This window comes from Nocardia sp. NPDC058633 (genome assembly GCF_042717045.1).
Lineage (GTDB): Bacteria > Actinomycetota > Actinomycetes > Mycobacteriales > Mycobacteriaceae > Nocardia.
In genome coordinates this window covers 330,416-343,029 of the sequence record NZ_JBHXRA010000004.1, presented here as the reverse complement: position 1 = coordinate 343,029, position 12,614 = coordinate 330,416, and the positions used below count along the sequence as shown (strand labels likewise).

At 68.4% G+C, this 12,614-nt stretch carries 13 protein-coding genes; 4 read left to right on the top strand and 9 right to left on the bottom strand.

Annotated features, from left to right (window positions below; translation table 11 throughout):
* Positions 1-46 precede the first annotated feature (46 nt).
* Complete coding sequence (locus tag ACFWUR_RS07445; RefSeq protein WP_378903368.1) at positions 47-1,285, bottom strand: SPFH domain-containing protein; 1,239 nt, start codon at positions 1,283-1,285, stop codon at positions 47-49.
* A 3-nt stretch (positions 1,286-1,288) separates the two neighbouring features.
* Positions 1,289-1,720, bottom strand: coding sequence for an NfeD family protein (locus ACFWUR_RS07440; RefSeq protein ID WP_378903365.1), 432 nt, complete (start codon positions 1,718-1,720; stop codon positions 1,289-1,291).
* Positions 1,721-1,816: 96 nt separating this feature from the next.
* On the opposite strand from ACFWUR_RS07440, the gene ACFWUR_RS07435 reads away from it, so the two are divergent.
* Together ACFWUR_RS07435 and ACFWUR_RS07430 are read left to right on the top strand one after the other, a co-directional pair.
* Positions 1,817-2,641, top strand: coding sequence for a DUF3097 domain-containing protein (locus ACFWUR_RS07435; protein WP_378903362.1), 825 nt, complete (start codon positions 1,817-1,819; stop codon positions 2,639-2,641).
* Positions 2,642-2,722: 81 nt separating this feature from the next.
* Positions 2,723-3,535, top strand: a complete 813-nt coding sequence (locus tag ACFWUR_RS07430; protein ID WP_378903359.1) for a hypothetical protein — start codon at positions 2,723-2,725, stop codon at positions 3,533-3,535.
* A gap of 112 nt (positions 3,536-3,647) precedes the next feature.
* Here ACFWUR_RS07430 and ACFWUR_RS07425 read toward each other — a convergent pair whose 3' ends face one another.
* The 7 genes from ACFWUR_RS07425 to ACFWUR_RS07395 form a co-directional block, all read right to left on the bottom strand.
* Positions 3,648-4,043: a hypothetical protein gene (locus ACFWUR_RS07425; RefSeq protein WP_378903357.1), complete on the bottom strand. Its 396-nt coding sequence runs from the start codon at positions 4,041-4,043 to the stop codon at positions 3,648-3,650.
* Positions 4,044-4,129: 86 nt separating this feature from the next.
* Positions 4,130-5,179: a ferrochelatase gene (locus tag ACFWUR_RS07420; RefSeq protein ID WP_378903355.1), complete on the bottom strand. Its 1,050-nt coding sequence runs from the start codon at positions 5,177-5,179 to the stop codon at positions 4,130-4,132.
* Positions 5,179-6,015 (bottom strand): NADH-dependent enoyl-ACP reductase InhA, encoded by an 837-nt coding sequence (gene inhA / locus ACFWUR_RS07415; protein WP_063006367.1) that lies wholly within the window; start codon positions 6,013-6,015, stop codon positions 5,179-5,181. Before inhA ends, ACFWUR_RS07420 begins: the two co-directional genes overlap by 1 nt.
* A 129-nt stretch (positions 6,016-6,144) precedes the next feature.
* Entirely contained in the window at positions 6,145-6,861 is a 717-nt protein-coding gene (gene fabG1, locus ACFWUR_RS07410) for a 3-oxoacyl-ACP reductase FabG1 (RefSeq protein ID WP_378903353.1), read from the bottom strand.
* Positions 6,862-6,946: 85 nt separating this feature from the next.
* Positions 6,947-7,951, bottom strand: coding sequence for a VWA domain-containing protein (locus tag ACFWUR_RS07405; RefSeq protein WP_378903350.1), 1,005 nt, complete (start codon positions 7,949-7,951; stop codon positions 6,947-6,949).
* On the bottom strand, positions 7,948-8,907 hold the full coding sequence (locus tag ACFWUR_RS07400; RefSeq protein ID WP_378903347.1) for a DUF58 domain-containing protein: 960 nt from the start codon (positions 8,905-8,907) through the stop codon (positions 7,948-7,950). The genes ACFWUR_RS07405 and ACFWUR_RS07400 overlap by 4 nt, the downstream gene beginning before the upstream one ends.
* 23 nt (positions 8,908-8,930) lie before the next feature.
* The gene (locus tag ACFWUR_RS07395; RefSeq protein ID WP_378903344.1) at positions 8,931-10,097 is read right to left on the bottom strand and encodes an AAA family ATPase; all 1,167 of its coding nucleotides are present in this window, start codon (positions 10,095-10,097) and stop codon (positions 8,931-8,933) included.
* A gap of 479 nt (positions 10,098-10,576) precedes the next feature.
* On the opposite strand from ACFWUR_RS07395, the gene ACFWUR_RS07390 reads away from it, so the two are divergent.
* Together ACFWUR_RS07390 and ACFWUR_RS07385 are read left to right on the top strand one after the other, a co-directional pair.
* Positions 10,577-11,890 (top strand): hypothetical protein, encoded by a 1,314-nt coding sequence (locus tag ACFWUR_RS07390; RefSeq protein WP_378903341.1) that lies wholly within the window; start codon positions 10,577-10,579, stop codon positions 11,888-11,890.
* The gene (locus ACFWUR_RS07385) at positions 11,887-12,555 is read left to right on the top strand and encodes a class F sortase (protein WP_378903339.1); all 669 of its coding nucleotides are present in this window, start codon (positions 11,887-11,889) and stop codon (positions 12,553-12,555) included. The genes ACFWUR_RS07390 and ACFWUR_RS07385 overlap by 4 nt, the downstream gene beginning before the upstream one ends.
* Positions 12,556-12,614: the final 59 nt, after the last annotated feature.

The following is a 12,614-nucleotide window of genomic DNA, read 5'->3' as shown; positions in this document are numbered from 1 at the left end:
GCCCCGATGCGCGATTCGCATCGGGGCCGTTCGCTGTTCGGCGGGATCAGCCGTGTTGTGGTGGCTGCCACGGGCGACCGTACGGATCGTCCGGGCGGGCCGAGGGCTGCTCGGAGGGCAGGTTCGGGGCCGGGGGCGGCAACTCCGGGTTGCCCTTTGCGACCGAGGTTTTCGGGCGCGGCGGCGCTTCGAAACCTTCGACCGGGGTGCGAGCGGTGGCTTCCGCGGCGCGCACAGCCTCCGCGATCTTCGGGTCGGACGCGGTTTCGAACCAGTCGGCTACGTCGGAGTCGTCCTCGATCTTCACCGGGGCTTCGTCGGTGGACGGCTCGTAGCGGAAGACATTGTCCTCGCCCTTGGTGGCGAAGTTCTGGGCGAAGCCTTCCAGGGCCTTGCCGAAATCGCTGGGTACCAGCCAGACCTTGTTCGCGTCGCCCTTGGCCACCATCGGCAGGGTCTGCATGTATTGGTAGGCAAGCAGTTCCGGCGTCGGCTTGCCGTTCTTGATCGCGGCGAAGACCTTCTCGATCGCCTTCGCCTGACCCTGCGCCTGCAGGTAGGAGGCGGCGCGTTCACCCTGTGCGCGCAGGATGCGGCTCTGGCGTTCGCCCTCGGCCGACAGGATCGAGGACTGCTTGCCGCCTTCGGCGGTCAGGATCGCCGCCTGCTTGGCGCCCTCGGCGGTCTTGATCTGCGCTTCGCGGTTGCCTTCGGCGGTGAGGATCGTCGCGCGCTTCTCCCGATCGGCCTTCATCTGCTTCTCCATCGATTCCTGGATCGACGGCGGCGGATCGATGGACTTGAGCTCCACTCGGGCCACTCGAAGGCCCCAACGACCGGTGGCTTCGTCGAGCACACCGCGCAGTTGGTTGTTGATCTGATCGCGCGAGGTCAGCGTCTCTTCCAGGGTCATGCCACCGACCACGTTGCGCAGGGTGGTGACGGTGAGCTGCTCGACCGCGGCGATGTAGTTGCTGATCTCGTAGACAGCCGCCTGCGGGCTGGTGACCTGGAAATACACCACCGAGTCGATCTGCAGGGTGAGGTTGTCCTGGGTGATCACCGGCTGCGGCGGGAACGACACGACGCGCTCACGCAGATCCACCTTCGCGCGGATGCGATCGGCGAACGGGACGAGGAACGTCAGCTGACCGGACACGGTGCGCGAATAACGCCCGAGCCGTTCGATCACCGCCGCCTCGGCCTGCGGGACGAGCGCGATCGATTTGAAAACCACCACCACGACCAACAGGACGAGGACGGCGGCCACAATCAAGGCAACCATGTTCTAGGGACCCTTCCAGACGACGGCGGTCGCGCCATCGATCTTCATCACATAGACGGTCACACCGGCTTCGTACACTTCGCTCGGGTCCAGCGGACGCGCCGTCCAGACTTCGCCACCGAGCTTGACCTGACCTGAATACTCCGCCACCGGTTCGATCACCAGTGCCGACTTGCCCGGCAGCGCATCGGCATTCGTCGGAGTCGGGGGCGGGGTACCGAACTTGCGGCGCAGCACCGGGCGCACCCCGAGAAACAGCACACCTGCCATCGCGGCGAACACCAACGCGTCGCCCCACAGCGGCAGGTCGGTGGCGGCGCTGATACCCGCCGTACCGAGTGCGGCCACGCCGAGCGTGAGCAGCATCAGGTCTCCGGTGAGCATTTCCGCCGCCGCGAGAACGATGCCCGCGATCAGCCAGATTATTGCGGCCACACTGCCAGCCTAGCCCCGATGACCCGTTTGCGGGCGGGCTCGCGGGATCGGCGGTCCCGATGCGATGCGCGGTGGCCAGGGCGGTAGTTTCGGAGGGTGAGCGGACGAGACAGCTACGGCGACATCTATTCCGGACATGATCGGACCAAGAAGAAGCCGGTACCGGTGGTGAGCGCCGAGCGCGACCTGGTGGTGGAGGACGCGGCGAGCGGATTCTGCGGTGCCGTAGTCGGATTCGACCGCAGCTACGACGGCGAGTTCGTGAAACTCGAGGACGCGCGCGGTGCGGTGCGGTTGTTCGCGATGCGCGAAGCCGCGTTCCTGATCGACGGGAAACCGGTCACGCTGACCAAGCCCACCGCCACCGCACCGAAACAGCCGACCCGTACGGCGTCGGGTTCCACCCGCGTCGAGGGCTTGCGCGCACGAGTCGCCCGCACCAGCCGGATCTGGGTGGAGGGCGTGCACGACGCGGCGCTCGTCGAACGGGTGTGGGGCCACGATCTGCGGGTGGAGGGCGTGGTGGTCGAGCACCTGGAGGGCCTGGACAATCTCGGCGCCCGGCTCACCGAGTTCGAACCGGGCCCGGGTGCGCGCGTGGGGGTACTCGTCGACCACCTGGTGACCGGGTCGAAAGAGACACATCTGACCGCCGGCCTCGGACCGCACGTGCTGGTGACCGGCCATCCCTACATCGATGTGTGGCAGGCGGTGCGCCCCGCCGCGGTCGGCATCGACGCCTGGCCGACGGTCCCGCGCGGCGAGGATTGGAAGACCGGAATCTGCGCGCGCCTCGGCTGGGGAACACCCCAGCAGGGCTGGCGCCGTGTCTACGATGCGGTCGACTCGTTCCGAGATCTGGAAGCCCCGCTCATCGGCGCCGTCGAACGGCTCATCGACTTCGTCACCGAGCCGGAGTGAACCACAGCAGGTCAGGTGGGCCCTGATCGAGCGCCTCAGTGCGCGCACGCGATTGCGGGCGAACCTTTATGCTCGATGATTATGTGCTCTCCCAGTGCCACGCTGACGCTGTGGGCCGGCTCCTGGCTGGCCGGTACCAGCGCGCCCGACGACGTGCTGGAGGCACTACACGCCTGGGCCCCGCGCCACACCATCGCGGCGGGTGATCCGGTCACCGGCGGACGCACGGATCTGCCGTGGACCTCGCGCGGCGCGTCGGGCTCGGGCGCCATGCCCCTGCTGAAGGTGATCCGCGAAGCGATGGCCCCGTCCGGTGCGCGAGTGCGCCTTGTGCTGCCCGCGCCGGGCGACGTGCGTGGCCTGCCCGTCGGCACCGCGTTCGCGGCCGACGCGATCGACGCCGAGGAAGGTCTGCTGCTCGGTGTGCCCGGCGAGCCCGGCACCGGCTTGATCCCACAGTGGGACGACGACGAGACCCTGCAGTGGACGGTCTACGGCGTGGACCTCCCCCGCATCGCCGGTCACGACATGTCGCTCGGTGAGGCCGAGTACACGATGCGCGAATCGGTCCGCGACGCCGCCGACGCCCTGATGCAACTGCACACCACCTCGGTCGGTAACGGCGACGACGATCCGCGCGAACAGATCGAGGCACAGCTCGCGGCCTATTCTCGTCACGCCTACCCCGACTCGATCCCGTTGCGCGCCAAGAGAATTCTCGATACCGCCGATCATGTGGCCGCGATCCTCACCGTGGCTCAGCACGAACCGGCGTCCTCGCCCACCTCGGCCACCGCGATCGGCGCGCACGAATCCCTGCTGCGCCCGCTGTGGAACACCATCCGCGAAGCCCGCCTCGTCGCGATCCACGCCGCGGCCCGCCGCGAGATCTGAGTCGTCGGCGTGATGAAACGCTCGATGCGCGGATCATCACGATCACCACGGCCATGATTCAGCCACAAGATTGTTCCGGGACAGCGGATGTAGCGAACTGGGAAGTGCGAGTTCAGAATCCGCCGAGAGCGGTCTTCAGGTCGGGGACATCGAGCGACTCGACCGTGGCGTCGCGCACGCGCGGGCAGGTGCGGATGGTGACGGTGTCGACGATGTGGCGATCGTAGGAGATGGCGGCATTGGCGACGGTGTCGTTGACAGTCCACAGCCGCACCGCCCCGGTGAACGCCACCCGCGCGACCCGCGGGCCCAGCGCCTTCCACGTCCCCTTCTGCCCGTCGAGGATGCCGCACAGTTGCTCCACCGACCCTTGCGAAATCGTCGGCTCGGTGGGAAACGGGGGCTCGGTTTGGTAGCCGGAGTCGTTGCCACACCCGGTCAGGCCCAACGAGGCGGCGGCGAGCACCAGGACGAGACCGGCGCTGCGGCGCGGCAGTGTCGAAATCATCGGAAAACCTCCGATCAGTCGAGCGCAACTCTGCAAAGGCTACCCCTCGAGCCGGGTATCACCGGGCAATGGTTATCCGGTTGTGTTCAGCGACGGACCGGGCGCGCGGGCGGCTCGCAGCAACCGGGGGCACACAGGGCACCGTCGACAGTGCAGCCGTAACCGGGTACCGCGCCGAGTTCGCGCACCGGACCAGCACTCACGCGTTCGGCGACGAGTTCGACGATCATCCGGGAGAACCGGGGATCGGCGCCGGGAGTTCCCGCGCGAGCGAAGGCCATACCGAGTTCGTCGGCCCGGGCCGACGCTTCGTTGTCGAGGTCCCAGATCACCTCGAGATGATCGGAGACGAAACCGACCGGGCACACCACCACGGCGTCGGTGCCCTTGCCGTGCAGCACATCCAGGTGGTCGACGATGTCGGGTTCGAGCCACGGCACCTGCGGTGGACCCGAGCGCGACTGCCACACCACGTCGTATTCGGCGAACCCTGTTGCGGCAGCGCACAATCGGGCCGCTTCGGCGACCTGCCGGCTGTAGAGGCGGCCACCGTCGGCGGGCGGACCCGCGGCCATGTCGGCGGCGACGGGGATGGAATGCGCGGTGAACACCAGGCGCGCGCCCGCGCGGCGCTCCGCCGGAAGCTGGTGCACCGCGGCGGTGATCGCGTCGGCGAAGGACTCGATCATCAGCGGATGATCGAAGTACTGGCGCAGTTTCACCAATTCGGGGGCACCCGCACCCACGGCCGCACGAGCGCGGCTGATGTCCTCGTCGTACTGGCGGCAACCGGAGTACCCGCCCCAGGCCGAGGTGGGGAAGACCAGCGCCGAGCGCACGCCGTCGGCGGTCATCCGCGCGACGGTGTCCTCGACCATGGGGTGCCAGTTGCGGTTGCCGAAATAGACCGGCAGATCCATCCCGGCATCGGCCAGGTCGGCCTCGAGTGCGGCGATGATCTGCAGGTTCAACGCGTTGATCGGCGACACACCACCGAAATGCAGGTAGTGCTGCGCGACCTCGGCGAGCCGTTCCGGGGGCACGCCACGGCCCCGAGTGACGTTCTCCAGGAAGGGGATCACGTCCTCGGGACCTTCGGGGCCGCCGAAGGACAGCAGCAGCAGGGCGTCCGGCATCAGCTCAGCGACATGTTCTCCGGGAACCACATGTTGTGGCTGGCCCCGCCGTCGACATAGATGATCGAGCCGGTGGTGGCGGGCAGCCAATCCGAGAGCAGCGCCACGATCGACTTGCCGACCGCGCGCGGGTCGTTGCCGTCCCAGCCGATCGGTGAGGCACCGTCCCAGTACTCGTCGAGCTGGACGAGCTGCTTGGCATCATCGGTGGCGGTCCCCGCGATGGCCTTGGCCGCGAGGGTCTTGATCGGGCCTGCGGCGATCAGGTTGGAGCGAATCTTCTTGGCCGCGCCCACTTCACGCGCCACGTACCGGTTCACCGACTCCAGTGCCGCCTTGGACACGCCCATCCAGTTGTAATACGGCATGGCCACGCGCGGATCGAAGTCCATACCGACGATCGAACCGCCCTCGTTCATGACGGGGAGCACGGCGCGAGCGAGCGAGGCGTAGCTCCACGCCGAGATCTCGAACGACTTGGCCACATCGGGACCGGGGCCCTCGAGGAACGGCAGCGCACCCGGGCCCATGATCGAACGCGGCGCGAACGCGATGGAGTGCAGCACGCCGTCGACGCCCTCGGGCGCGATCTCGCGCAGCTTCTCGGTGAGGGCGGCCAGGTCCTCTTCGTTGGTCACGTCGAGGCCGATGGCAGGCGGCACCTCCTGCGGCAGCCGCTTGGCGATGCGGTCGATGAGCCGCAGGCGGTCGGGGATCCCGGTGATGATCACCCTCGCGCCCTGCTCCTGCGCGATCGCGGCCGCGTGGAACGCGATCGACGAGTCGGTGATGATGCCGGTGACCAGGATGGTCTTGCCTTCGAGCAGTCCGCCCATGAGTTTTCGGTTCTCCTGCAATCAGTGTGGGTTGTGGCCACCTCGTCGGTGGCGCGGTGCGCCTCGGTCAGCGGGTCGGCGACCCGTACGAGGGAGGCCGTCGACAGGAACGTCGGTGCGGAATGCGGATCAGTGACCCATGCCCATGCCGCCGTCGACCGGAATAACCGCACCGGTGACGTAGCGGGAGTCCTCCGAGGCCAGGAAGCTGACGACGGCCGCGATGTCTTCCGGCTGGCCGAGGCGCTGCAGCGGAATGAACTTCTTCGCCATGTCCTTCAGGTCATCGGGCAGATCTTTGGTCATATCGGTCTCGATGAAACCGGGCGCGACCACGTTGGCGGTGATCGAGCGCGAACCCAGTTCACGACTGATCGAGCGAGCCATACCGATGACGCCGGCCTTCGAGGACGCGTAGTTGATCTGCCCGGCCTGACCACTCAGGCCGACCACGGAACCGAGGAAGATCATCCGACCCCAGCGACCCCGCAGCATATTGCGGTTGGCGCGCTTGGCACAGCGGAACGCACCGGTCAGGTTGGCGTCGATGACCTTCTCGAACTGCTCCTCGGTCATGCGCATCAGCAGGGTGTCGTCGGTGATGCCCGCATTGGCGACCAGCACCTCGACCGGACCCTGGTGCTCCTCGACCTCGGTGAACGCCCGATCGACCGAATCACTGTCGGTGACATCGCACTTCACACCGAACAGACCCTCGGGCACCCCCGATCCACGATGGGTGACGGCGACCTTGTGGCCGTCGGCCTGCAGACGCTGCGCGACGGCGAGACCGATACCGCGGTTACCACCGGTGACCAGGACCGACCGGGATGTGACGTTCGACATAGGGTCCAACCTATCTGTTCGGATTCATGCGCCCCGCGTCAGGGTCGCGCCATTGCGACAGCTCACAACGCGGAGACGGTGGGAGCTAGGGCAGGCGTTGACGATAGAGCAAACTGACCACGACTCCGGCCGCGACGGCCAGCATGCCGAGCAACAGCCACGGCCTGCTCGCATCGCCACGCGTGGTCTCGTAGCCGATCTGTTCCTCGAGGGTGTCGTAGACCGCGGTGAGTTCGGCCAGCGACGAGGCGGTGTAGAAGTCACCGCCGGACAGCTCGGCGATCTCGCGCAACGAGTCGTTGTCGACCGGAACCTTCACCCGCTGTGAACCCTTGCCGTCGGAATCCGGGATCTCGACGGTGCCCCATTCGGTGCCGAAGGAGATCGTGGAGACCGGGATGCCCTTGTTCTTGGCCAGGCGGGCGGCGGTGAAGCCGTGCCGGGGGTTGTCGATGTCCTTGTCGTCGGGCACGGTCTGCTTGCCGTCCGACATCAGCACCACGCGCGCGGGCGGGGGTGTCTCCGCGCCGCCGAGCACGGCGGCCAGGGTGTCGATCGACTGTAGGGCGGTGAGGATGCCCTCGCCGGTGGCCGTGCGCTCGGCCAGCTTGATGTTGTCGATGGAGTGCTTGACCGCTTCGCGGTTGGTCGTCGGTGACACCATCACCGAGGCCGTGCCCGCGAAGGTGACGAACCCGAGGTTGATGCCAGGGGTCAGACCTTCGACGAAGTCCTTGCCCGCTTCCTGCGCGACCTGCAATCGGCCCGGCTCCACGTCGGTGGCTTCCATCGACAGCGAAACATCCATCACCAGAACAACAGTCGCGCGGTTGCGCGGCACCTTCTGCACGGCGGTCGGGCCCGCGGCGGCGATGGTCAGCAGGATCAGCCCGACCAGGATGAGCGCGATCGGCGCATGGCGCATCGGACTCGGCCGCGACGGGGCTACCCGCTCCAGCACGGCCATGTTGCCGAACTGCAGCATTCGCTTGTGACGGGCGCGCTGCACCAGCACGTAACCGAGCACCAGCAGGGCGACGACGGCGAGGAAACCGAGCCAGACAACGGCCGTGAAATGCGAAATACTCACTGGCGAGGCACCCGCCCGCTCGGGGCGCCGAGGCTGTGGCGCCGGGTGGACACGAACCGGACCACATCGGCGATCCAGTCCCGATCAGTCTGCAAGGTGAGCACCGGCGCGCCGCAACTGCGCAGGCCCTGGTGCACCTGCCCACGCTGGGCCGCCGCCGCGGCCGCGAAATCGGCGCGCAGCGTAGGGGTGACGCTGAATTCGCGGGTGTGCCCGGATTCGGGATCGTGCAGCACCACGTCACCGCCGTCGGGCAGGGCGACGTCGAGCGGGTCGAGCACCTCCACCGCGAGCAGGTCGTGGCGGGCCGAGATCGCGCGCAGCGAACGCTGCCATTCCACGTCACCGAGGAAGTCGCTGATCACCACGGCCAGTCCACGTTTGCGCTGCGGGCGGCGCAACGATTCGATGCCCGCCTTCAGGTCACCGCGGACACCGTCGCGGGCGTGCGGGGTGGTGGCGATGGCGCGCAGCAGCGTCTGGGCGTGCAGGCGGCCGCTGCGGGCCGGGATGCGGACCAGGTCCTGGCCGGTCGCCACAACGGCGCCGATGCGGTTGCCGCCGCCGGAGGTGAGGTGGGTGATCGCCGCGGCGGCCGCGATCGCGAGATCACGCTTCTGCACCCGGCCGGTGCCGAAGTCCAGACTCGACGAGAGGTCGACCACGAGCCAGGTCTCGAGCTCGCGGTCGGCGATCATCTGCCGCACGTGCGGATGGGTGGTCCGCGCGGTGACCGACCAATCCATCTGTCGCACATCGTCGCCCGGCTGGTACAGCCGAGCCTCGCCCGGCTCCGAACCGGGGCCGGGGATCAGGCCCTGGTGGTCACCGTGCAGGACGCCGTCGAGACGGCGCCGCACGGTGAGTTCCAGCGTCTTCAACGCTGCGGACAGCTTCGGATCGGTCAGCTCACCGGCACGGAACGACGGCGGCGCGTGGGACGACGACACAGGCACGCGGACAACGGGTTGCGGTGCACTCACTGGGGCGCGACGTGGCCGGCGGGCTGGGACTGCTGCCCGTTCACCGGCTGCGGCACAGGCTGTTGCTGGGCGGGCGGCTGGGGCATCGGCGGCTGCTGCGGGGTCTGCTGACCCGCGACGGCCTGCGGGGCGACCTGCGGCAGACCGACGGTCTGCAGGACCCGCTTGATCACTTCTTCGGGGGTGACCTCGTCGGCGAGCGCGTCGTAGGACAGCACCAGACGGTGGCGCAGCACATCCGGGATCACCTCGACGACGTCCTGCGGCACCACATAGTCGCGGCCACGGATCAGCGCGACCGAGCGAGCGGCGGCGATGATGCCGAGGCTGGCACGCGGCGAAGCGCCGTAGGAGATCCAGCTCGCCACATCGGGCATGCCGAACTCGGCCGGGGTGCGGGTCGCCGCGATGACGCGAACGACATAGTCGACGAGGGCGTGATGGACGAAGGTGTTCGCGGCCAGCTTCTGCAGCCGGATGATGTCCTCCGGCGACAGGATCTGCTTGGGCTCCGGCGCGGACACACCCATCCGGTAGATGATCTCTCGCTCTTCCTCGACCGACGGGTAGTCGACGACGACCTTGAACAGGAAGCGGTCGCGCTGCGCTTCGGGCAGCGGGTAGACGCCCTCGCTCTCGATCGGGTTCATGGTCGCCATCACCAGGAACGGATCGGGCATCGGGTAGGTCTTGCCACCGATCGACAGCTTGCGCTCGGCCATCACCTCGAGCAGTGCGGACTGCACTTTGGCGGGCGCGCGGTTGATCTCGTCCGCGAGGACGAAGTTGGCGACGACCGGCCCGAGCTCGGTATCGAACTCTTCGCGGCCCTGGCGGTAGATGCGGGTACCGATGAGGTCGGTGGGCACCAGGTCGGGGGTGAACTGCACCCGCGAGAACGAGCCGCCGACGACCTTCGCGAAGGTCTCCACGGCAAGGGTTTTCGCCACACCGGGCACACCCTCGAGCAGCACGTGGCCCCGTGCCAGAACACCGACGAGCAGCCGCTCGACCAGCTGATCCTGACCGACGATGACCCGCTTGACCTCGAAAATCGCCTTCTCGAGCGTTTGAACGTCACGCTCCAGGGTGCTCGGCGTAGCCGTACCGGCGTCCTTCGCCAGCTTCGGCCCGCTCACACCTTCCGTCGAAGTCACCAACATCCCCGCTTTCGCTTTGGTCCTGTGCGTGCCGACACAACTATTCCAGGTAATCGCCCGGCGTGCCGCAACCGGCCACGAGTGGACGCGAATTCGTCGTATTGCCCTGCCGGGCCCGGTACGCCCGCCACCCTACGCATGTCGCGATCCGGCCATTGTCCCGACGCGGGCGAAACAGGCACCGCCGCCGGACCGGCGTGCCACTTCGGCAATTTCTCAGCAACATGATTTCCATCGCAATAGTTACTTAGCATAACGATCCGGATTCGAGCAGGGACAAAGGCCCAGCTCGGACCCTCCCCGCGCGGGCAGGTGTCGTTGCACACACGGCTCAGCTGCACGTTTACCAACTTCGCTGCGGTTCTATGACGTGTATCCACACGTCGATCCGGAATTCGGTTCCATACCGTCCTGCCGGATTGCTTCCACTCAAAAGTAGGTGTCTCATGCGTCTCCACCCGACATCATGGTTATCTCGCGGTTTGCTGCCTTCCGCTGTCATCACCACGGTCGCCGCCGTCGGCCTCGCCGCCGCCCCGATGGCCTGTGCAGAGCCGTTGACACTGCCCGGCATCGGCGTGATCGGCATCGACACCGGTTCGGCCGGACTCGGCTCGGCCGGCGGCGCACTCGACCTCGGCAGCGCCGGTGGCGCGGCAGGTAGCGAGCTCGGGCTGGGCACCGGGAGCTCCGAAGCTCTCGGCTCGGCCGGTGCGGCGGGGACCGGCAGTGGGCTGGGCGCGGGAAGTTCCGACGCACTCGGCACGGGCAGCGCCCTCGCCACCGGCAGCACCGACGCACTCGGCACGGGCAGCGCCCTCGCCACCGGCAGCACCGACGCACTCGGCACGGGCAGCGCCCTCGCCACCGGAAGCGCACTCGGCGCAAGCGGCGCACTTGCCACCGGCAGCGCTGAAGCACTCGGCACCGGAAGCGCACTCGGTGCAGGTAGCGCGCTCGGTACCGGAAGCGCAGCAGGACTACTCGGCTCGGGAAGCGCAGCAACCGCGGGCGGAGCTGTACTCGGATTGGGCGCTCTGCTGGGGACCGGAAGCGCAGCGGCCGCTGGTAGCGCCGAACTGGGACTCAGCGCCCTACTCGGCACCGGAAGCGCAGTAACCACCGGTAGCGCCGCACTCGGACTCGGCGCCCTACTCGGCACCGGAAGCGCAGCGATCGGAACACTCGGGCTCGGCACCAGCCTGAGCACTTTGGGTCTACTGCTCGGGACAGGTAGCGCAGCCGTCGGCAGCGCCGGAGTCGGTAGCGCAGCGGTTGGCAGCGCGGCCGTTGGCAGCGCGGCCGTCGGTAGCGCGGCCGTCGGTAGCGCGGCCGTCGGTAGCGCGGCCGTCGGTAGCGCGGCCGTCGGTAGCGCGGCCGTCGGTAGCGCGGCGCTCGGCAGCGCGGCTGTCGGTAGCGCGGCTGTCGGTAGCGCGGCTGTCGGTAGCGCATTGCTGGGTGGCGCCGGAGCCGGCTCAGCGCTTGGTGCCGGTTCCCCGCAGACGGCCACTCCGAGTGGGCCCAGCGCGCCGCACGGCTCAGCGACTCCCGGTAACTCGGCGACCCCGAGCGGTGGCCCCAGCGGCGGCGGAGCCCAGCCTGCCACCTCCACGGGCGGCACTTCCTCGGCCGCAAGCCACACCTACGGCGCAGCATCAGGCGCCCCGGAAACCGGTGCGGGCGGGCGATTCACCGACAATCGGCTGATGCTGGCCGGTTTCGGTGTGCTGGCATTGCTCGGCGCCGCCTTCGCGGCGGTGCGGACTCAGCGGTTCGCGGGGAAGAACCGGGCGTGACCGCACAGCCGGGGTCGCGTCTGCGGTTCGGGCTCCGGGTCTCGATGGTGGTCGTGTTGCTCGCGGCGGCGGCGGTGTTGTTCACCGCCCCCGCCACCCAGGTCCGCCGCCAGGCGAACGTGCCGCCGCCACCCGTCGACACCGTGCTGCCCGGCGAAGCACCCACCGCCGCACCCCTTGACCGATCGGCGCCGATCCGGCTCGAGATTCCCGCGATCGGCCTGGACACGATCCCGCGGCGCAGCGGTGTCACGGAGACCGGGGCACTGGCCGCACCGGCCGAGTACGAGCAGACATCCTGGTTCGAGGCGGGTGCCAGTCCCGGCGAGGCGGGGTCGGCGGTGATTCTCGGGCACGTCGACTCGACCGCCGGGCCCGCGGTGTTCTTCCGGCTCGGCGAACTCACGGCGGGCGACGGCGTACGGGTGACTCGCCAGGACGGCAGCATCGCCCGCTTCGTCGTCGATCGAACGGAGGCGGTGGACAAGAACGAGTTCCCCGCCGACCGCGTGTTCACCGCCGACGGCACCGCCCGCTTGCGGCTCATCACCTGCGGCGGCCCGTTCGACCGAACCGCGGGACGCTATCTGTCGAACGTCATCGTCTACGCGGTGCTGATCGACAGCACCGGGCCCACCACGAACCCGATGACGACCCACCCCTGACGCCACCCGCGCGAACCTCGATCCACCGACGAGCACCACCCTCGGCGAACGGGCCGGAC